The organism is Streptomyces sp. NPDC088194, assembly GCF_040702025.1.
Classification (GTDB): domain Bacteria; phylum Actinomycetota; class Actinomycetes; order Streptomycetales; family Streptomycetaceae; genus Actinacidiphila.
Window position 1 is genome coordinate 1 of the sequence record NZ_JBFBIV010000025.1, and the last position, 19874, is coordinate 19874.

The window sequence follows — 19874 nt, forward strand, 5'->3', positions numbered from 1 at the left end:
CCACTTCCCGGCTCTCGCGGCTCGGAGCCGCCTCTCTGCTCACCGCAGCGGCCGTCGCCGTCCCGATCCTGCTGCCGGGCAACGCCCAGCGGGCCCGCGGAGGCAGCGGCGACAGCGTGGGCAGGTGGGAGAGGAAGCCCCCGTCGACCGGCAGCACCTGACCGGTGATGAAGGACGCCGCCGGAGAGGCGAGGAACGCCACCAGCTGCGCGACGTCGTCCGGCGTGCCCAGGCGCGGGATCAGGTTCGCGCTCTGGAACATCTGCTGCACCGGCACCGGCATGTCCGCTTCCAGCGCCGGGGTGCGGACCAGCCCGGGCGCGACGGCGTTGCAGCGGATGCCGTCGGCACCGTAGGCGGCGGCGACGAAGCGGGTCAGCGAGACGAGCCCGCCCTTCGAGCTGCCGTACGCGACCATGACCCGGTCGCCGGACAGGCCCTGCCCGCTGGTGATGTTGATGATGGAGCCGCCGCCGCGCTCGATCATCACCGGCACGGTGTGCTTGCACAGCAGCATCGGGCCACGCAGGTTCACCGCGAGCACCTGGTCCCACAGCTCCACCGACATCGACACCACGTCCCGGTCGGCCCGGATCGCCGATGTCAGGGCCGCGTTGTTGTCCAGCACGTCGATGCCGCCGAACGTGTCCACGGTGAAGTCCACCAGGGCACGGACACTGTCCTCGGAGGCGACGTCGACCGTGCGGCCCACCACGGAGAGCCCCTTCGCGGCCAGCCGGCCGGCGATGTCCTGGACGGGGGCGTCCTCGACGTCGGCCAGCACGACGTCCGCACCCGCCGTCGCCAGCGCCTCCACGGTGGCGACACCGATGCCTCCCGCGCCGCCGGTGACCACGGCCACCTTGCCCGCAAGGGACTGCGTTCCGTTGCCCATCGATGGACCACCTCTCGTTCGAGCCGGGATGTGCTCCCGATCCTGGCGGACACGTGTGACGGCGGCGCTGCGGAGTTGTGTCGGGATCTCGGTCAACGCGCCATCATGTGAAGGAATATGACGGTCCGTCACATAGGGTGAAGCGCAGACCCGAACTCGGACCTCGACCCCGACTTCCGGTCATCCGGTCATCCGGTCATCCGGTCATCCGGCGACCGGCTCCCCGAGGCCGAACAGGTCCGCGTAGCGGCCCACCAGGAGGTCGCCGCCCTTGTAGCGCGCCGTGTCCTGCGCGCCCAGGACGACCGGTCCGTCCGGCCCCGGCACCTGCGACGCGCCCCCGGTGGAGCCCAACGGGACCAGGACGCCGTCCCCGCCCGGCTGGTAGACCCGCTGCGGGGGGCGCCCGGCGGCGAGCGCCGCGATGTTGTCGGCCACCACGGCGGCGTGCTCGGAGGCGGCCTTGGACCGCTTGGGCTCGGGCACCGCGGTGACGTCGCCGACGGCGAAGACGTTCGGCGCCCCGGGCACCCGCAGGTGCTCGTCCACCTCCACGAAACCGTCGGGCCGGCGCGCGGCGGCGAGGGCGCCCCGGAGCATGTCGCTCAGCGGCGAGACGCCGTAGCAGCGGAACCACAGGTCCGCCTCGATACGGACGCCCGCGAGGGTGTGCACGGTGAACGGCGCGTGCTCGCCGGAGGGCACCGGCGGGGGCGAGGCCAGCGCGCTGCCCAGCACGAGTTCCACGCCCAGCGCGGTGAGTTGCTCGCGCAGCGCGTCGCGCAACCGGGGCAGGTAGCGTCCGCCGAGCACGTCGTCGGCCGGGTCGACCAGGACGACCTGCCGACCGGGCCAGCGCTCGGTGATCTCGCCGGCCAGTTCCAGCCCGACCGGCCCCGCGCCGAGCAGCAGGACCCGCTCGGCGGCGGCCAGCGCGTTCCGCGTCGCGGCGTGCCGGGCGCGCGCGACCGCGGAGTCGTCGGTCTCCGGTTTCGCCGGATACGGGTAGGAGGAGCCGGTGGCGAGCACCACGTAGTCCGCGTCCAGCCGTACCCCGCCCGCGGTGGTCACCCCGCGCTCGTCGACCGCCACGGCCCGGTCGCGCAGATGGCGGCCCCGCCGCAACAGCCCGTCGAAGGGGAAGTAGATCCGCTGTGACCAGTCCTCGTCCACCAGCCCGCGCAGGGCGGCGACCGTGTGGACGAAGGCGTCCTTGGGGTCGACCAGCACCACATCGAAGTCCGCGTCGAGTTGACGGGCCAATGCCGCCCCGCCGTATCCGCCGCCGACGACCACGACCGTGCTTGCCATTCGCTGTGCTCCTTGTCCGTGTCGCCCGCCGCCGGGAATCGCGCCGGTACGGCCGAGGGGGCTCGCCGGGCGCGCGGCGCGGGCCGAATGCCGTGCCTTCGACGGAGAACTGAGGCTCCGTCGTACTTCGGTGGAGCCTAGCCAGCGCCTTAGGTAAAATGCAATCTGCATGGCATTTTCGCGGGAGTCGCGGACGAACGGAGTCTTCGTTGCCGGGAACCCGCACGGATCGGTGGTGGATCGGTCCTGGATCGGTCATCGTTCAGCCGCCGATCGGCAGAAGGAATCGCCCTGCAGGGGAAGTCGTCGGACCGGTTTCCGTATGGCGCGGAAACCGCTTGGGAAGACCGGGGAAACACATGCCGTTGGCCTATGTACACGCTCGCTTCGGGGGCCCGGAGGTCGAGCACTTCGCGGACCTGCCGCGCCCCGCGCCGGGGCCGGGGCAGTTGCTCGTCGCGGTCCGCGCGGCCGGCGTCAACCCGGTGGACTGGAAGCGCCGTTCGGGCCGCCGGCCGCGCGGGGCGCCGGTCGTGCGCCTGCCGGCCGTGATGGGCGGCGAGGCGGCCGGTGAGGTCGTGGCGGTGGGGTCGGGGGTGGCCGGGTTCGCGGTCGGCGACGCGGTCCTCGGCGGTCCGCTGACCGGCGGGTACGCCCGGTTCACGCTGTTCGCCGCGGACGCGGTGGTACGCAAGCCCCCCGAGGTGGCCTGGACGGACGCGGCGGTGCTGCCGATAGCGGCGGCGACCGGGTACGGCGCGGTGCGCCAACTGGGGCTGCGGGCCGGGGCGACGCTGCTGGTGACCGGGGTCGGCGGCGGGGTGGGGGTGGCCGCCGCGCAGGTCGCCGCCCATCTCGGCCTGACGGTGGTGGGCTCCGCGTCCGCCGGCAAACGGGAGTTCGTCGAGTCGCTGGGCGTACGGCACGTCGCCTCCGGGCCGGGGCTCACCGCGAGGGTGCGGGCGGCCGCGCCCCAGGGCATCGACGGCGTGCTCGACCTGGTCGGTGGCGAGGTGCTGCGCGAGGCCGCGGCCCTGGTGGCGGACCCGGCGAAGGTGGTCAGCGGGGCGGACCGGGAGGCGGTCGGCGCGCTGGGCGGCGCGCCGGTGGGACCGGTTCGCGACCCCGCGCTGCTCGGCGCGGTGGTGGAACTGGTGCGCGCCGGCTCGCTGGACCCGAGGGTGACGCGAGTGGTGCCGTTCGCTCAGGCGCCGGAGGCGGTACGGGTGGTGGAGGGCGGTCACACCGTGGGGAAGGTGGTGCTGGAGATGCCTCCCGCACCGTGAGTCGCGCCGGGCCGCGGCGGGGCCGCGAGGGAACCACGGCGGGGCGACGGCGGCGCGACGTTGGGGCGGGGCTTGGGGCGGGGCTTGGGGCGGGGCTTGGGGCGACGGTTGAGGCGGCGGTTGGGGGCGGCGGTTGGGGGCGGCGGTTGGGCGTCAGGAGCCGCCACTCCGGGGGTCCGGCAACAGCGGAGACCGCACCTGTGAGGGCGTCTCGCCGTAAAGGGGAATCCGCGGGCGCGGGCGTTCCGCGAAATACCGCTCAGGAACCCCTCGCACCCGGCGGCGCGACGCGCACTCACCTCTCACCGGCAGGCGCCGCAGTCGACTTCTCCACGGAGGCCGTCCTCGATATGCGTATCGGATGCTCCACCGATTTCATCTCCCTCGGATACGCGGTCTTCCGAGGGATTGTCAGCCGGAATTTCCCGATTGCCGCCATCGGCCAGTTCGAAGAGTTCGTCGAGGTCGTATTCCGCGCGCTGCGGAGTTCCGTACCGGGTGATCTTCCCGCGGCTCGCCCATTTCCTTATGGTCGCCTCGGAAACGCCCATCGCGAGTGCGGCGAGTTCCGTGGGCACGGTGCGCGCGCGACGCCGGTCGGCGCTCACCGCACGGCGCCTTCCCGGGCCGGGCGGCCGGGGCGGGCGGGCGTGGCGGGTCCCGGTCGCCGGTCGCCGGGCCCGCGGCGTATCCGCTCGGCCAGCAGGAACCACTGGCGCGGAGGGATGGCGTGGCCGTGCTCGCAGCGGACCTGATCGGCGGCGGGCAGCGCGTCGCCCGCGGCGGTGGCCGGTCCGCGCAGCGTGCCGCCGCAGCCGGGCTGCGAGCAGGGTCCCAGCGGCGCCGACGCCTGCGGCGCCGGGCCGGCGGGCACGCCCGCGGACGCCAGCAGCTCGGCCACCTCGTCGGCGAGGTCCTGCGCCGCCGGGTGGCCGCAGAGCCAGTCCAGATGGCACACCAGGAACCGGAGCAGCCCTCTGACCTCGGTGTCACCGGCCCCCGGCACCCCCCGCTCGTCGGCGACCAGCCGCGCCCACGACTGGAGCACGGAGCGGATCGCCGAGCGCACCGCCACCGTCTCGTCGTCGAGCACGATCCCGACCGAGCGGCTGCCGCTGACCCGCTGCCGCAGTCCCACCGGGGAGCGCACCAGGGCGCGTTCGGACTCCTCGTAGAGGGTGAGCACCCGGCACAGGTCGGTCCGCAGCCGCTCCACGCACCGCCCGCACAGCCGTCGGCCCGAGGGGGAACCAGGTCTGCCCGGCCGGGCCTCGCCGCCGCAGCGCGCACACGCGGCGACGCGGTCGGCGGGCGTGGCGGGTGCATGCCGCGGTGCACGGGCCTGCGTCACGAGCGGGGGCGGGCACATGAGGACACCCTTTCTGGTCGGCCGGCCGGGTGGTCGAAATTCTCGTCCCGGCCGGAGGGGTGAATCGAAGGGCTGTTCGCAGCTGAGTCCGGCAGAACACTAGGCAGTCCTGCGGCGGGACGTCAAGGAAATAGGGGCGGGGCGGGCAGCGGCCGACCGGGGGAAATGTTTCGCCCAATGACATGCGGATGAAGGACGTGTGTGGAGACCCCGCCGGGCAGCGATCACCGGCGCGGCAACCGGCCGCCGACCGGCTTTGCACGGTCGCGCCAACCGGTCGCCGTCCAGCTTTGCGCCGGGCGTATGATCGCGATTCAGATCGGCTATTGACATTGCCGGAAGGGCACTGTCACACTTTTTCCGCGGCACACCTGTGCCCACATCGGGAAGCCTTCCTGGCTCCCGCGGGAGACCCGGAGCGCTCTCCTCGCCCCGAGCGCGACGCCGCGCCCCGGGCGGTCCCCCGCCCCTTCCCTTCCCTTCCGGTCCGGCCCGGCGCCCTGTCCGCCCGGCACCCTTGCGCCCGGCGCCCTTTCCCTGCCGGCCCCGGTGCGCCCGGAACCTCCCGGCGGTCCGCGGCCCGGCTACGGCTGCGGCCCGGCTACGGCTGCGGCTGCGGCTGCGGCTGCGGCACGACCGTCGCCCCGATCCCTCCCCCGTCGCCCCTTCGCTTCCACCTGCCGTGGAACACACCGAGAGGAGGCACCACCATGGACGCTGCCGTCATCGTCGTCGGCGCGGGCCCCACAGGACTGATGACCGCCGGCGAACTGCGGCTGGCCGGCGTCGACGTCCTCGTGCTGGACCGGCTGCCCCGGCCCAGCGGCGAGTCGCGCGGGCTCGGCTTCACCCCGCGCACCATGGAGGTCTTCGACCAGCGCGGGCTGCTGCCGCGCTACGGACCGCTCGACACCAGCCCGCTCGGCCACTTCGGCGGCGTGCCGGTGGACTTCGGCGTGCTCGACGGCGCGCACTTCAGCGTGCGGGGCGTGCCCCAGCACCGCACCGAGGCGGTGCTCGGCGACTGGATCACCGAACTCGGCGCGCGCGTGCTGCGCGGCACCGCGGTGGTGGGGCTTCGCGCGGACCCCGACGGCGTCAGCGTCGACGTGGACGGGCCGCGGGGCCGCCGCACCCTGCGGGCGGCCTGGCTGGTCGGGTGCGACGGCGGCCGCAGCACCGTACGCGGGCTCGCCGGATTCGCCTTCGACGGCACCGAGTCCACGATGGAGATGTTCCTCGCCGACATCGGCGACTGCGACATCGCGCCGCGCCCCATCGGCGAGTCGCTGCCGGGCGGCATGGCGATGTCGGTCCCGATCGGCGACGGCGTGCACCGGATCATCGCCTGCGAGCGCGGCGCCCGCCCCCGTGCCCGGCCGGAGGGACTGCGGTACGGCGAAGTGGCCGCCGCCTGGCAGCGGTTGACCGGCCAGGACATCGCCGGGGCCACGCCGCTGTGGATCAGCGCCTTCGGCGACGCCGCCCGGCAGGCGACCGAGTACCGCCGCGGCCGGGTGCTGCTGGCCGGCGACGCCGCCCACATCCACCTGCCCGCCGGGGGCCAGGGCATGAACACCGGCATCCAGGACGCCGTCAACCTCGGCTGGAAGCTCGGCGCCGTCGTACGCGGCGACGCCCCCGAGACCCTGCTGGACACCTACCACGGCGAGCGCCACCCGGTCGGGCGCCGGCTGCTCACCAACACCCGCGCGCAGGGCCTGCTCTACCTCAGCGGCAGCGAGGTGCAGCCGCTGCGCGACGTGCTCACCGGCCTGGTGGTCCACGACGAGGTGGGCCGGCACCTGGCCGGGATGGTCAGCGGCCTCGACATCCGCTACGACGTCGGGCCCGGCACGCACCCGCTGCTGGGCCGGCGCCTGCCGCACCAGGAACTGGCCACCGCCGGCGGCACGGTGGGCACCACCGAACTGCTCCACCCGGCCCGCGGCGTGCTTCTCGACCTCGCCGACGACCCGGGGCTGCGCCGCCGCGCCGCCGCCTGGCGCGACCGGCTGACGATCGTCACCGGCACGCCCCGGCACGGCGGTTCCGCTCCTCCGACCGGGACGAGGGCCGTCCTGGTCCGCCCGGACGGCCACGTGGCCTGGACCGCGCCGGGCACCGGCGTCCGGCTGGACGAGGCGCTGACCCGGTGGTTCGGCCCCGCCCACCGGCCCGTCCGCGCCGCCGCGGCCTGACCCGTACCCGAGGCCGCGGCCGCCGTATCCGAAGTCCGCCCCCCGAGCACCCGTCGCAGCCTCCCCCCGGGCCGGCCCCGTCACCGAACCCGCCCGACCGGCCGACCCCCTCAACCCGCCGCTCCCGTAAGCGACTTCGCCCCCGTCACCGGCCCCGTCCGCCCGACCAACCGTCCCCTCAACCCGCCGCTCCCGTAAGCGACTCCGCCCCCGTCACCGCGCAACCCGTAAGCGGCTCCGCCCGACCGACCGTCCCCGTAATCACCCCGCACCGCAGGGCCCGACGACGTGCCCCCCGCTCTCCTGTCACCCCGCCAACGGAACGACCGAGAGAAGGCCCCATGCACAGCACCCTGATCGTGGCCCGGATGGAACCCGGCCACGCCGCCGACGTCGGCGCGCTCTTCGCCGACTTCGACCGCACCGACGTGCCGCACCGGATGGGCACCCGGCGCCGCCAGCTGTTCTACTACCACGGCCTCTACTTCCACCTTCAGGACTTCGACGACAACGACGGCGGCACCCGGATCGAGGAGGCGAAGACCGACCCCCGCTTCGTGCGGATCAGCGCCGACCTCAAGCCGTTCATCGGCGCCTACGACCCGGCGACCTGGCGGTCCCCCTCCGACGCCATGGCCACCCGGTTCTACGACTGGGACGGTTCGGCATGAGCGGGCGGCGCGTCGTCATCACCGGTATCGGCGTCCTCGCCCCCGGCGGCGTGGGCGTCAAGAACTTCTGGAGCCTGCTCAGCGAGGGCCGCACCGCGACGCGGGGCATCACCTTCTTCGACCCCGCGCCCTTCCGTTCCCGTATCGCGGCCGAGATCGACTTCTGCCCCGAGGCGCACGGCCTCGGCCCGCAGGAGATCCGCCGGATGGACCGGGCGGCCCAACTGGCGGTGGCCGCCACCCGCGAGGCGCTCGACGACAGCGGCCTCGACATCGGTGCCCTGGACCCGCACCGGGTCGGCGTCACCGTCGGCAGCGCGGTCGGCGCGACCACCGGGCTCGACACGGAGTACCGCGTCGTCAGCGACGGCGGCCGGCTGGCCGAGGTCGACCACACCTACGCGGTGCGGCACCTGTACGACTACCTCGTCCCCAGTTCGTTCGCCGCCGAAGTGGCCTGGACCGCGGGCGCCGAGGGGCCCTCGGCCGTGGTCTCCACCGGTTGCACCTCCGGCATCGACTCGGTCGGCCACGCGGTCGAGCTGATCCGGGAGGGCAGCGCCGACGTCATGGTGGCCGGCTCCTCCGACGCCCCCATCTCCCCCATCACGGTGGCCTGCTTCGACGCCATCAAGGCCACCACCCCCCGCAACGACGACCCCGCGCACGCCTCCCGCCCCTTCGACGGCACCCGCAACGGGTTCGTGCTCGGCGAGGGCGCGGCCTTCTTCGTCCTGGAGGAACTCGGCAGCGCCCGCAGGCGAGGCGCCCGGGTCTACGCCGAGATCGCCGGCTACGCCTCCCGCTGCAACGCCTTCCACATGACCGGACTGCGGCCGGACGGCGCGGAGATGGCCGAGGCGATCCGGGTCGCCCTGGACGAGGCCCGGCTCGACCCCTCCGCCGTGGACTACGTCAACGCCCACGGTTCGGGGACCAAGCAGAACGACCGGCACGAGACGGCCGCGTTCAAGCGCAGCCTCGGCGAGCATGCCCGCAGGGTCCCGGTCAGCTCGATCAAGTCGATGGTGGGCCACTCGCTGGGCGCCATCGGCTCCATCGAGATCGCCGCGTCGGCGCTCGCGATACGGCACGACGTGGTGCCGCCCACCGCGAACCTGCACACCCCCGACCCCGAGTGCGACCTCGACTACGTCCCGCTCACCGCCCGCGAGCACCGCACCGACACCGTGCTCACCGTCGGCAGCGGCTTCGGCGGCTTCCAGAGCGCCATGGTGCTCGCCGAGCCCGACCGGAGCGCGGCGTGACCGGGGCAGCGGCGACCGGGGCCGTGGCGACCCGGGCGCCGGTGACCGGGGCGGTGGTCACCGGTCTCGGCATCGTGTCGCCCACCGGCCTCGGCACGCGCGAGTACTGGTCCGCGGCCGTCGAAGGGCGCAGCGCCATCCGGGCGATCACCCGCTTCGACGCGGACCGTTATCCCGCCCGGCTGGCCGGGGAGATCTCCGGCTTCGTCGCCGAGGACCACCTGCCGGGCCGGCTGATCCCGCAGACCGACCGTATGACGCGGCTGGCCCTGGTCGCCGCCGACTGGGCGCTGGACGACGCGGGGATCGACCCGTCGCAGCACGCCGCGTTCGACATGGGTGTGGTCACGGCCAGCACCTCCGGCGGCTTCGAGTTCGGGCAGAACGAGCTGCGGAAGCTGTGGAGCCAGGGCGGGCAGTACGTGAGCGCGTACCAGTCCTTCGCCTGGTTCTACGCCGTCAACAGCGGCCAGATCTCCATCCGCCACGGCATGAAGGGGCCCTCCGGCGTGGTCGTCAGCGATCACGCCGGCGGCCTGGACGCGCTCGCGCACACCCGGCGGCTCATCCGCAAGGGCACCCCGGTGATCGTCTCCGGCGGTGTGGACGCGGCGCTGTGCCCCTGGGGCTGGGTGGCCCAACTCGCCAGCGAGCGGCTCAGTACGAGCGACGACCCGGCCGGCGCCTACCTGCCCTTCGACGCCTCCGCCGCCGGCCACGTCCCCGGCGAGGGCGGGGCCATCCTCCTGGTGGAGGACGCCGCCTCGGCGCGCCGCCGCGGGGTGCCCGGCTACGGCGTCATCGCGGGCTACGGCGCCTCCTTCGACCCGCGGCCGGAGACCGGCCGGGAGCCGGGGCTGCGGCACGCCATCGACACCGCCCTCCGCGACGCGCGGGTGACGGCCGAGCAGATCGACGTGGTCTTCGCCGACGCCGCGGGCCTGCCCGCGCTGGACCGGGTCGAAGCGGACGCCCTCGCGGCGGTGTTCGGCCCCGGCGGCGTCCCGGTCACCGCCCCCAAGACCGCCACCGGCCGGCTCGGCTCCGGCGCGGCCCCGCTGGACCTGGCCGGTGCGCTGCTGGCCCTGCGGCACGGCGTGATCCCGCCGACCGTCCACGTCCGGCCCGACCCCGCGTACCGCATCGACCTGGTCACCGGCGCGGCCCGTGAAGTCCCGCTGCGCACGGCCCTGGTCCTGGCGCGCGGCTACGGCGGCTTCAACTCGGCCGTGGTGGTCCGCGCGGCGGAGCCGATCTGAACCGATCCGAGCCGATCCGAGCCGCTCGGATCTGAACTCGTCCGAGCCGGTCCGAGCCGGTCCCGGCGGCGCCCGGCGCGTGGCCGTCCCGCCGCGGTCCGGGCGCCCCGGAGCCCTCGGCCCCGGCCGGCACCGTGCCCCCGCACCCCCACTCCCCCGCACCGATGAGAGGACGTCATGCCCCAACTGCCCTTCCACCTCGATGACCTGCGCCGAATCCTGCGGGAGGGGGCCGGCGCCGACGAGACCGTCGACCTCGACGGCGAGATCCTCGACACCGACTTCGACGCGCTCGGCTACGAGTCGCTCGCCCTGCTGGAGACCGGCAGCCGGATCGAGCGCGAGTACGGCATCGCGCTCGCCGACGACGCGCTCGCGCCGGACACCACCCCCCGGGCGCTGATCGCCGCCGTGAACGGCGAACTGGCCGCGGCCCCGCCCGCGTGACCCGCATCCCCCGCGTACCCGGGCCCGGGTACGCCTCGACACCCGTCGCCCGCGAGGGCGCCGCCAGGACCAAGGAGCAGGACGTGGCACCAAGCGAACAGCCGGACCGGCAGGGCCGGTCCCAACAGGCCGAACGCAGCGAACGCACCGAAGGACCCGAAGGACCCGACCGTGACGAACGCGTCGCCGTCGTCACCGGCGGAACCAGCGGCATCGGCCTGGCCGTCGCCCGCCAACTCGCCGAGCAGGGGCACCGGGTCTTCCTCGGCGCACGCACCGGCGAAGCGGTCACCACCACCGTCAAGGAACTGCGCGCCGCCGGGCTCACCGTGGCCGGTGCCGAGGTCGACGTGCGCGCCCCCGGCTCGGTGCGGCTCTTCGTCGAGGCCGCCGTCGCCGCGTTCGGAAACGTCGACATCCTGGTCAACAACGCCGGGCGCTCCGGCGGCGGCGTCACCGCCGACATCGCCGACGAGCTGTGGTACGACGTGATCGACACCAACCTCAACAGCGTCTTCCTGGTCACCCGGGAGGTGCTGACCACCGGCGGCCTGCGGGACCGGCCGTGGGGCCGGATCGTCAACATCGCGTCCACCGCGGGCAAGCAGGGCGTCGTCCTCGGGGCTCCGTACTCCGCGTCCAAGCACGGCGTGGTCGGCTTCACCAAGGCACTCGGCAACGAGCTGGCCCCCACCGGCATCACCGTCAACGCCGTCTGCCCCGGCTACGTGGAGACGCCCATGGCCCAGCGGGTGCGGGCCGGTTACGCCCAGGCGTGGGACGTCAGCGAGGGCGACGTCCTCACCCGCTTCCAGGCGAAGATCCCGCTCGGCCGCTACTCCACCCCGCAGGAGGTGGCCGGCCTCGTCGGCTACCTGGTCTCCGACGCGGCCGCGTCGGTCACCTCGCAGGCCCTCAACGTCTGCGGCGGCCTGGGCAACTTCTGACCCGGCCCCGTACCCGCCCCGTACCCGGGCCACCCGACCCCTCACGGAGGTTCCCATGCCGCCGAGCGGCACACACGAGACCGAGCACACCGTCACCGTCGCGGCCCCGGCGGCCGCCGTCTACCAGTTGCTCGCCGATGTCGAGAACTGGCCGCTGATCTTCCCGCCCACCATCTACGTCGACCACCTGGAGCGCTCCGGAGACCAGGAGCGCATCCGTATCTGGGCCACCGCCAACGGCGAGGCGAAGAGCTGGACGTCGCACCGCTCGCTGGACCCGGACGCCCGCCGGATCGACTTCCGCCAGGAGGTCTCCGCCCCGCCGGTCGCGCGCATGAGCGGCACGTGGATCGTCGAGGAGGCGGGCGAGGGCTCCCGGGTCCGGCTGCTGCACGACTACCGCGCCGTGGACGACAGCCCGCAGGGGCTGGAGTGGATCGACCGCGCGGTGGACCGCAACTCCCGCACCGAGCTGGCCGCGCTGCGCGAGAACGTCGAACGCGCGCACGGCGCCGCGGAGTTGACGTTCACCTTCGAGGACGTGGTGCAGATCGACGGCTCGGTGAAGGACGTCTACGACTTCGTCAACGAGGCCGACCAGTGGGAGCACCGGCTGCCGCACGTCGCCCGGGTCCGGCTCACCGAGCACACCCCCGGCCTCCAGACGCTGGAGATGGACACCCGCGCGAAGGACGGCAGCACCCACACCACCGCGTCCCACCGGGTCTGCCTGCCCCCGCACCGGATCGCCTACAAGCAGGTCACGCTGCCGGCGCTGCTGTCGCTGCACACCGGCCTGTGGACGTTCACGGACACCGGCCGCCGGGTCACGGCGGCGTCGCGGCACACGGTCGTCCTGGACCCCGGGGCGATCCGCGGCGTCCTGGGTCCCGAGGCGGACGTGGCGTCGGCCCGCGAGTACGTCCGCGGGGCGCTGAGCGCCAACAGCCTGGCGACGCTCGGCCTCGGCCGGGACTACGCGGAAAGCAGGCGCTGAACGATGACCACCGTGAACGGCACCTCCTCCCCGAAGCGCACCCCCGCGACCGGCACCGCCGCGAACGATGCCCCCGGCCTCGACGCCGACGCCGACGTCGTCGTCATCGGCGCCGGCCCCGTCGGGCTGCTGCTCGCCGACGAACTGCGGCTGGGCGGCGCCGACGTGCTCGTACTGGAGCGGCTGGCGGAACCCACCACCGAGTCCCGCGCCTCCACCCTGCACGCGCGCACCATGGAACTCCTCGACAGCCGGGACCTGCTGACCCGGTTCGGCGTCCTCCCCCAGGACCCGCGCGGCCACTTCGGCGGCATCCCGCTGGACCTCACCGTGCCGGGCCCCTACCCCGGCCAGTGGAAGGCGCCGCAGACCGTGACCGAGAAGCTGCTGGCTTCCCTGGCCGCGGACCTGGGCGTGCGGGTGCTGCGCGGCCACGACGTGCACGCCGTCGAACCCGGCGCCGACCACGTCGCGTTGCTCGCCCGGACCCCGGACGGCACCGACACGCGGATACGGGCCCGCTACGCCGTCGCCTGCGACGGGCAGGACAGCGCGCTGCGCGGCCTGCTCGGGGCGGACTTCCCCGGCCGGCCCGCCGAACGCGAACTGCTGCGGGCCGACGTCGCCGGCCTCGACATCCCCGACCGCCGCTTCGAACGGCTGGATCGCGGACTGGCCATCGCCGCCCGGCGCGGCGACGGGGTGACGCGGGTGATGGTCCACGAGTTCGGCACGCAGCCCTCCCCCGGCCGCGCCACGGACTTCGCGACCGTCGCCGACGTCTGGAAGCGGGTCACCGGGGAGGAGATCGGCCACGGCACCCCGCTGTGGTCCGGGTCCTTCGACGACTCCGTCCGCCAGCTCACCCGCTACCGGCACGGACGCGTGCTGTTCGCCGGCGACGCCGCCCACCGGCAGCTCCCGGTCGGCGGGCAGGCACTCAACCTCGGCCTCCAGGACGCCTTCAACCTCGGCTGGAAACTCGCGTCGGCCGTCCGGGCCGAGGCCGCCGGGCCGGGCACGTTCGCCGACGCGCTCCTGGACACCTACCACGCCGAGCGGCACCCGGCCGGGCAGCAGGTGCTCACCTCGATCACCGCGCAGGCGCTGCTGCTGCTCGGCGGCCCCGAAGTGGGCCCGGTGCGGGCGGTGTTCGAGGAGCTGATCGCCCTGGCCCCGGCCCGCCGGCACCTCGCGGGCGCGGTCAGCGGCCTCGACACGCGCTACGACCTGGGCGGTGGCCACCGGCTGACCGGCGCGCTGCTGCCGCACGTCCCCCTGCACACGTCCGAGCGCGCGGGCGAGGATACGGGCACGGGCGGCGGCGCGGCCCCGTCGCGAACGGTCACCCACAGCGCCGCGCTCCTGCGCGACGGGCGCGGCCTGCTGCTGGACCTCACCGGCGACGACGCGCACGGGGAGCGGCTGGCCCGCGCCGTCGCGCCCTGGCTCCCGCGGGTGCGGCACGTCCGCGCGCGGACGGCGGGGCCCGGGGCGGTCCGGCTGGACGACGTCGGAGCCGTGCTGGTCCGCCCGGACGGCCACGTGGCCTGGGCGACCGGCCCCGACGCCACGCCGGCCCGGGCGCTGGCCGGCGCGCGGAGAGCCCTGCGCCGCTGGTTCGGCCCGCCGGCCCGTTGAACCCCCGGCCCGCCGACCCGCCGACCTGCCGGCCCGCTACCGAAGAGGCGGTACCGCCATGACCCGTCCCCTCCGCGCCACCACCCGCGCCGCCGCCCCCGGCACGCCCGGCGCGCCCTCGCACGAGGACGCCGCCGGCCTCGCGGACCTGCTCGACCGCGCCGAGATCGGCGGTCTCCTCGACCGCTACCTGCTGGACTTCGACAGCCGCCCGGACCCGCCGCGCGACGACTCCTTCTACCGCTCGCTGTTCACCGAGGACCTGGACCTGCGGTTCCCCGTGGGCGGTCACCGCGGGCTGGCCGGCCTGGCGCAGTTCCAGCACGCCGCCAAGCGGAACTGGGCGCGCACCCACCATGCCAGCACCAACCACGTGGTGGAACTCCTCGGCGACAGGGCCGAGGTGTCCGCCAAGCTCCTGGTGACCCATGTGCACCCGCCGCTGTCGGGCCGGGCCGACCTGCGGACCGGCAGCCGGATCGAGGCGGAGGCGGTCCGTACTGCGGACGGCTGGCGGTTGCGCGCCTTGGCGATCCACCTGGTGTGGAGCCGCGGCGACCTGCCGTCGGGTGCGGGCCGGCGGTGAGCGCCGCCTCCGCCGCGGCGGTCGCACGGGGCCCTCCCGCCTCCGGCGTCACCTCGCTCCCACGCGCTGCCGGGCCTCGCCGGACCGCTCCATGTCGCCTGTCGACGGCGCGTGTTGACGCTCCGCTTCGGCATGTGTCACGCTTTCCAGGCGGCTTCGCCCTGCCCGGAAAACGACGGTTCGTCGACGACCTGCCGAGCAGCGCCTCTCGGAATCTCGGAATCTCCCACTCCGCACCTTGCCGCAGTCCACCCCGCCCGGTGCCCCCGCGTCTCCTCGTCGTGCGCTCTCGCGCGAACGCCGCAGGCGCGGACGGTTCCGGACGCGGTGCGCCGCCATCCGCCCCGCGCGCCGACAGCGCGCCGGTGGGGCGGTGCGCCGGTGGACCGGCAACCCCATCTTGGAGGCAGCTTCGCCATGTCCGCTCCGCTTCCACCCCCCGTCCGGATACTCCAACTGGCGACCGCCGGCTGGATGTCCCAGGTCGTCAGCGCCGCCGCCGAGCTCGGAGTCGCCGACGCGCTGGCCGCCGGCCCCCGTACCGTCGAGCAGATCGCCGTGGACATCGACGCCCACGCCCCCACGCTCTACCGGCTGCTGCGTGCCTGCGCCGACATCGAGCTGTTCGAGGAGCGACCGGACCGGGTCTTCGCGCTCACCGAGCTCGGCGACGCGCTGCGCAGCGACTCACCGGTCTCCCTGCGCGACTTCGCCATCTGGACCGGCCTGCCCGCCGAGCGCCACACCTGGACCCAACTGGCCCGCAGCGTCCGCACCGGCGCACCCGCCTTCGAGGGCGTGCACGGCGTGCCGGTGTGGGACCACATCCGTGAACACCCCGACGTGCTGGGCGTGTTCGACCGGGCCATGACGCAGACGTCCCGGCAGATCATCGGATCGATCGTCGCGGCCTACGACTTCGGCGGGCTGCGCACGCTTGTCGACGTCGGCGGCGGGCGCGGCGCCCTGCTGTCGGCGATCCTGGCGGCCAACCCCGATCTGCGCGGGGTGCTGTACGACCAGCCGGAGGTCGTCGCCGAGTCCGGGCCGGTGCTGAAGGAGGCCGGTGTCACCGAGCGCAGCACGACCGAGGGCGGCGACTTCTTCGACTCCGTGCCCGCCGGCGGCGACGCCTACCTGCTCTCCAACATCATCCACGACTGGGACGACGAGCCGTCGGTCCGCATCCTGTCGCACGTGCGCGCGGTGCTGCCCGCGCACGGACGGGTGCTGCTGGTCGAGGCGGTGCTGCCGACCGACCGTCCGGCGCTGAACGTGAAGCTGATGGACCTGGACATGCTCGTGCTGTGCGGCGGACGCCAGCGCACCGAGGCGGAGTTCGCCGCCCTGCTGGCCCGCGCCGGACTGCGGCTGACCCGGGTCGTCCCCGGCGGCCACTGCAGCGTGGTCGAGGCCGTTCCCGCCTGACCGCGGCCCCGGCCCGACCCGCCCGCCCCCGAGCACGTCCCGCGCCCGACCGCGCCCCGACCCCACGGAGACACCATGCCTTTGCTCTCGCCCGACGACGGCTATCTGACCGTGTTCAACCTCTTCCGCACCGAGACCGAGCAGGGCCAGGACCGGCTGCTCGACGCGATGCGGGACATCATCGACCACGCCGACTACCCCGGGTGGATCTCCTCGACCCTCCACGCCGGCCGGGACGAGCGCGGCACCGCCAACGTCATCCAGTGGCGCAGCCTCGAAGACCTCCAGGCCCGCTACGCCGGCGAGGGGTTCAAGCACCACACCGTGCCGCTCTTCAACGAACTCGCCACCTCCATCCGCCTGTTGCAGACCGAGGTGGTCGCCTCGCAGCTGCACCCGGACCTGGAGCAGGTGGAGTTCTCCACCCGCCGCGACGACTACACGGTGATCATCGTCTTCGACGTCGACCCGCAGAACCAGAAGGACCTGGTCGACACCCTCGCCCAGCCGGAGGAGTGGGTCCGCACCCGGCCCGGGCACCGCTCCCACACCATCCTGCGCGGCCTCGACGGCACCACCGTCGTCAACTACGCCCAGTGGGAGAGCAAGGAGGCGTACGACGCCTTCCACCGGCTGCCGGAGGAGGACCGCCCGGTCAGCGTCCGGCAGGGCCGGGAGCACGCCCGCTCGCTGATCACCGCACGCGACGCCAACACGTACACCGTCGTGCACGACCGGTCGGCGGCCGGCTGACCCGGGCGCCACCGCAGCACCGCACCACCCGTCCACGAACGAGGAGAACGCACCGATGCCGCAGCACACCACGTTGTTCGGATTCGCCCCAGGGACCGAGACCGCCCGGGCGGCCGAGATCGTCCGGCTCGGCGTGCAGGCCGACCGGGCCGGCCTCGACCTGTTCTCCACCTCGGACCATCCGTACTACGGGCACCGGCTGGACGCGTACTCCACGCTGGGCTTCGTCCTCGGTGCCACCTCGGGCATCGCCGGGCTGGCGAACGTGACCAACCTGCCCAGCCGGCCCGCGCCGGTGCTCGCCCGCGCGCTCACCTCCCTGTCGGCCCTGTCCGGCGGCCGGATCGTGCTCGGGATCGGCGCCGGCGGGCTGTGGGACGACATCGAGCGGTTCGGCCGGCCCCGGCTCGGCCCCGGCCAGGCGGTGCGCGCGCTGGAGGAGGCGATCACGCTGGTGCGCGCGCTGTCCGGCGGGGGCGAACCGGTCACCTTCCTCGGCGAGTTCAACGAGGTGCGCGGGATCGAACCGGCCGACGTGCCGGCGCCGCTGATCTGGACCGGCTCGCTCGGCGAGCGGTCGCTCGCCGTGACCGGCCGGCTCGCCGACGGCTGGATACCCGGCCACGCCTCGGACTGGGTGAGCGAGCGGTACCGCGCGTCCCGGCCGCTGGTCGACCGGGCCGCCGAGCAGGCCGGTCGCGATCCGTCCGCCGTCGCCACCGTCTTCAACCTGCCGGGGCAGATCACCGAGGCGCCCCTGGCCCGGACCCGCGACGACAGCGGCCGCTGGGTCGGCGGCTCGGTGCGGCAGTGGACGGACGAACTCACCGGCGCCGTCCTGGAACACGGCGCCGCCGGCTTCATCCTCTTCCCCACCGGCGACGCCCCCCTCGACACCGCCCTCGGGCGGTGGGCCGAGGAGGTCGTGCCGGCCGTCCGCGAGAACGTCGCCAAGGGCTGACCGCCGCGACGCCCGCACCACCCCGCCACCCGCCGCCGTACGGCATCCACCCGTGCGACCGGCACGACCCGCAACGGACCGCACCACCGCACCACCGCACCACCGCACCACCGCACCACCGACACACCCTGACGGCCGGGCCGCGCCACGCGGTCCGGCCGCCGCCATGCCACCACCAGGTACCTCCGGGAGACCCGCATGTCCCGCCTCAGCCGCAGACCCGTCCCGCTCGCCGTCGCCACCGCCGCCGTGCTCCTCGCCGCGGCCTGCGGCTCCGGTTCGGGGTCGGGCGGCAGCACCTCCTCCGCCGGCAAACCCGTCTCCGGCGGTTCCCTCACCTACGCGGTGGACACCGAACCGGTCTCCTGGGACATCGACGTCAGCCAGCAGGACATCACCGGCTCCATCCAGCGCAACGTCTTCGACTCCCTCGTCTACCAGGACGACAAGGGGCAGTTCCACGCCTGGCTCGCCTCGTCCTGGACGGTCGCCAAGGACCTGCGCACCTACACCTTCCACCTGCGCAAGGACGTCACCTTCACCGACGGCACCCCGTTCAACGCCCAGGCGGTCAAGGCCAACTTCGACCGGATCGTGGACCCGGCGACCAAGTCGCAGTACGCCGCCGGGCTGCTCGGCCCCTACACCGGAACGAAGGTCGTCGACCCCTACACCGTCCAGATCACCTTCTCCAAGGCGTTCGCCCCCTTCCTGCAAGCGGCCAGCACCCCCTACCTCGGCTTCTACTCGCCGGCCGCGATCGCCAAGTACGGCTCCAAGCTCGGCGCCGGCGGCCCCGCCGACGTGGGCACCGGCCCGTTCGTGTTCTCCTCCTACACCAAGGGCCAGAGCGCCGTGCTGACCCGGAACCCCAAGTACCGGTGGGCGCCGTCCACCGACGCCCACCAGGGCCCCGCCTACCTCGACAAGCTCACCTACCGCTTCCTCAGCCAGGACTCGGTCCGGGTCGGAGCGCTGCGCAGCGGACAGGTCCAGGTCGCCAAGTCCATCCCGCCGACCGACGTCAAGACCCTCACCCCCGGCGCCGGCCTCACCGTGATCTCCAAGCAGGCGCCCGGCGGCGTGTACAACCTGGTCCTCAACGCCTCCCGCGGACCCTTCACCGACCAGCGCGTCCGCCAGGCGGTGCAGCGCGGCATCAACGTCGACGCCGACGTCAAGAGCGTGTACTTCGGCGCCTACCAGCGCGCCTGGAGCCCGCTGTCCCCGGCGACCATCGGCTACGACTCCTCGCTGACCGGCACCTGGCCGTACGACCCGACCCTGGCGGCGAAGCTGCTGGACCAGGCCGGCTGGACCACGCGGGACTCCGCGGGCTACCGCACCAAGAACGGCAAGCGGCTGTCCCTGGTCTGGCCGCTGATGCCGCAGAACCTCGTCAGCCAGCAGCACGACATCCTCGGCCAGGCCGTGCAGGCCGACCTGAAGAAGCTCGGCATCCAGGTGGAGCGGCCGCGGCAGGACGTCGGCACCTTCGTCAAGCAGCTCTTCGGCGGCAAGGACGACATCTCCGACTACAGCTGGTCCCGGGCCGACCCGGACGTGCTGCGGCTGTACTTCAACAGCGCCGAGACCCCCGCGAAGGGCGGCGCCAACGGCACCTTCATCAAGGACGCCGACCTCGACAAGTGGACCGAGCAGGGCCAGACCACCCTCGACCCGGCCGGCCGGGCCAGGTACTACACCCAGGTCCAGAAGCGCGCCGTCGACCTCTCCCTGGTGGTGCCGATGTACGTCGTCTCCTCGGTGTACGGCGCCTCCAGCCACGTGCACGGCATCGCCGCCGACGCCAACACCTGGCTGGAGTTCCACGACGCCTGGCTCGGGAAGTGA

18 protein-coding genes are annotated in these 19874 nt (G+C 74.1%); 14 read left to right on the forward strand and 4 right to left on the reverse strand.

The window, feature by feature from the left end:
* Positions 1-895 (reverse strand): SDR family NAD(P)-dependent oxidoreductase (locus tag AB0399_RS16020; protein WP_366411700.1); only part of this gene is annotated, 895 nt, incomplete at its 3' end.
* 204 nt (positions 896-1099) lie between these two features.
* Complete coding sequence (locus AB0399_RS16025; RefSeq protein WP_329361989.1) at positions 1100-2206, reverse strand: FAD-dependent oxidoreductase; 1107 nt, start codon at positions 2204-2206, stop codon at positions 1100-1102.
* A gap of 359 nt (positions 2207-2565) precedes the next feature.
* Here AB0399_RS16025 and AB0399_RS16030 point away from each other — a divergent pair, with 359 nt between their 5' ends.
* Entirely contained in the window at positions 2566-3492 is a 927-nt protein-coding gene (locus tag AB0399_RS16030) for an NADP-dependent oxidoreductase (protein ID WP_366411701.1), read from the forward strand.
* A gap of 302 nt (positions 3493-3794) precedes the next feature.
* Here the strand turns inward: AB0399_RS16030 and AB0399_RS16035 are convergent, their stop codons facing one another.
* Positions 3795-4100: a hypothetical protein gene (locus AB0399_RS16035; protein ID WP_329374589.1), complete on the reverse strand. Its 306-nt coding sequence runs from the start codon at positions 4098-4100 to the stop codon at positions 3795-3797.
* A complete protein-coding gene (locus AB0399_RS16040) occupies positions 4097-4708 on the reverse strand; it encodes an OvmZ protein (RefSeq protein WP_329361994.1) in 612 nt (203 codons plus the stop codon). Before AB0399_RS16040 ends, AB0399_RS16035 begins: the two co-directional genes overlap by 4 nt.
* A gap of 863 nt (positions 4709-5571) precedes the next feature.
* Here AB0399_RS16040 and AB0399_RS16045 point away from each other — a divergent pair.
* The 13 genes from AB0399_RS16045 to AB0399_RS16105 all read left to right on the forward strand — a co-directional run bounded on the left by AB0399_RS16045 (position 5572) and on the right by AB0399_RS16105 (position 19874).
* Positions 5572-7062: an FAD-dependent monooxygenase gene (locus AB0399_RS16045; protein ID WP_366411702.1), complete on the forward strand. Its 1491-nt coding sequence runs from the start codon at positions 5572-5574 to the stop codon at positions 7060-7062.
* A gap of 341 nt (positions 7063-7403) precedes the next feature.
* Positions 7404-7733: a TcmI family type II polyketide cyclase gene (locus AB0399_RS16050; RefSeq protein ID WP_366411703.1), complete on the forward strand. Its 330-nt coding sequence runs from the start codon at positions 7404-7406 to the stop codon at positions 7731-7733.
* A complete protein-coding gene (locus tag AB0399_RS16055) occupies positions 7730-9001 on the forward strand; it encodes a beta-ketoacyl-[acyl-carrier-protein] synthase family protein (protein WP_366411704.1) in 1272 nt (423 codons plus the stop codon). Before AB0399_RS16050 ends, AB0399_RS16055 begins: the two co-directional genes overlap by 4 nt.
* A 41-nt stretch (positions 9002-9042) precedes the next feature.
* Positions 9043-10260 (forward strand): ketosynthase chain-length factor, encoded by a 1218-nt coding sequence (locus tag AB0399_RS16060; RefSeq protein WP_366411764.1) that lies wholly within the window; start codon positions 9043-9045, stop codon positions 10258-10260.
* A gap of 177 nt (positions 10261-10437) precedes the next feature.
* The gene (locus tag AB0399_RS16065) at positions 10438-10707 is read left to right on the forward strand and encodes an acyl carrier protein (RefSeq protein ID WP_328472751.1); all 270 of its coding nucleotides are present in this window, start codon (positions 10438-10440) and stop codon (positions 10705-10707) included.
* An 83-nt stretch (positions 10708-10790) separates the two neighbouring features.
* Complete coding sequence (gene fabG / locus AB0399_RS16070) at positions 10791-11654, forward strand: 3-oxoacyl-ACP reductase FabG (protein ID WP_366411705.1); 864 nt, start codon at positions 10791-10793, stop codon at positions 11652-11654.
* 55 nt (positions 11655-11709) lie between these two features.
* The gene (locus tag AB0399_RS16075; RefSeq protein ID WP_366411706.1) at positions 11710-12651 is read left to right on the forward strand and encodes an aromatase/cyclase; all 942 of its coding nucleotides are present in this window, start codon (positions 11710-11712) and stop codon (positions 12649-12651) included.
* Positions 12652-12654: 3 nt separating this feature from the next.
* Positions 12655-14292: an FAD-dependent monooxygenase gene (locus tag AB0399_RS16080; protein ID WP_366411707.1), complete on the forward strand. Its 1638-nt coding sequence runs from the start codon at positions 12655-12657 to the stop codon at positions 14290-14292.
* Positions 14293-14350: 58 nt separating this feature from the next.
* The gene (locus tag AB0399_RS16085; protein ID WP_366411708.1) at positions 14351-14878 is read left to right on the forward strand and encodes a nuclear transport factor 2 family protein; all 528 of its coding nucleotides are present in this window, start codon (positions 14351-14353) and stop codon (positions 14876-14878) included.
* A gap of 417 nt (positions 14879-15295) precedes the next feature.
* On the forward strand, positions 15296-16306 hold the full coding sequence (locus AB0399_RS16090) for a methyltransferase (RefSeq protein WP_366411709.1): 1011 nt from the start codon (positions 15296-15298) through the stop codon (positions 16304-16306).
* A 75-nt stretch (positions 16307-16381) separates the two neighbouring features.
* Positions 16382-17059 (forward strand): antibiotic biosynthesis monooxygenase family protein, encoded by a 678-nt coding sequence (locus AB0399_RS16095; protein WP_366411710.1) that lies wholly within the window; start codon positions 16382-16384, stop codon positions 17057-17059.
* 55 nt (positions 17060-17114) lie between these two features.
* Positions 17115-18020, forward strand: a complete 906-nt coding sequence (locus tag AB0399_RS16100; RefSeq protein WP_366411711.1) for an LLM class flavin-dependent oxidoreductase — start codon at positions 17115-17117, stop codon at positions 18018-18020.
* A 198-nt stretch (positions 18021-18218) separates the two neighbouring features.
* Positions 18219-19874 carry an ABC transporter substrate-binding protein gene (locus AB0399_RS16105; protein WP_366411712.1) on the forward strand — a complete coding sequence of 552 codons (1656 nt, stop codon included), beginning with the start codon at positions 18219-18221 and terminating at the stop codon, positions 19872-19874.

Bases quoted from the DNA above. Each gene is read 5' to 3' on its own strand.
- AB0399_RS16025 (WP_329361989.1), bottom strand. From the start codon at position 2,206: ATGGCAAGCACGGTCGTGGTCGTCGGCGGCGGATACGGCGGGGCGGCA.
- AB0399_RS16030 (WP_366411701.1), top strand. From the start codon at position 2,566: ATGCCGTTGGCCTATGTACACGCTCGCTTCGGGGGCCCGGAGGTCGAG.
- AB0399_RS16045 (WP_366411702.1), top strand. From the start codon at position 5,572: ATGGACGCTGCCGTCATCGTCGTCGGCGCGGGCCCCACAGGACTGATG.
- AB0399_RS16050 (WP_366411703.1), top strand. From the start codon at position 7,404: ATGCACAGCACCCTGATCGTGGCCCGGATGGAACCCGGCCACGCCGCC.
- AB0399_RS16055 (WP_366411704.1), top strand. From the start codon at position 7,730: ATGAGCGGGCGGCGCGTCGTCATCACCGGTATCGGCGTCCTCGCCCCC.
- AB0399_RS16065 (WP_328472751.1), top strand. From the start codon at position 10,438: ATGCCCCAACTGCCCTTCCACCTCGATGACCTGCGCCGAATCCTGCGG.
- AB0399_RS16075 (WP_366411706.1), top strand. From the start codon at position 11,710: ATGCCGCCGAGCGGCACACACGAGACCGAGCACACCGTCACCGTCGCG.
- AB0399_RS16080 (WP_366411707.1), top strand. From the start codon at position 12,655: ATGACCACCGTGAACGGCACCTCCTCCCCGAAGCGCACCCCCGCGACC.
- AB0399_RS16085 (WP_366411708.1), top strand. From the start codon at position 14,351: ATGACCCGTCCCCTCCGCGCCACCACCCGCGCCGCCGCCCCCGGCACG.
- AB0399_RS16090 (WP_366411709.1), top strand. From the start codon at position 15,296: ATGTCCGCTCCGCTTCCACCCCCCGTCCGGATACTCCAACTGGCGACC.
- AB0399_RS16095 (WP_366411710.1), top strand. From the start codon at position 16,382: ATGCCTTTGCTCTCGCCCGACGACGGCTATCTGACCGTGTTCAACCTC.
- AB0399_RS16100 (WP_366411711.1), top strand. From the start codon at position 17,115: ATGCCGCAGCACACCACGTTGTTCGGATTCGCCCCAGGGACCGAGACC.
- AB0399_RS16105 (WP_366411712.1), top strand. From the start codon at position 18,219: ATGTCCCGCCTCAGCCGCAGACCCGTCCCGCTCGCCGTCGCCACCGCC.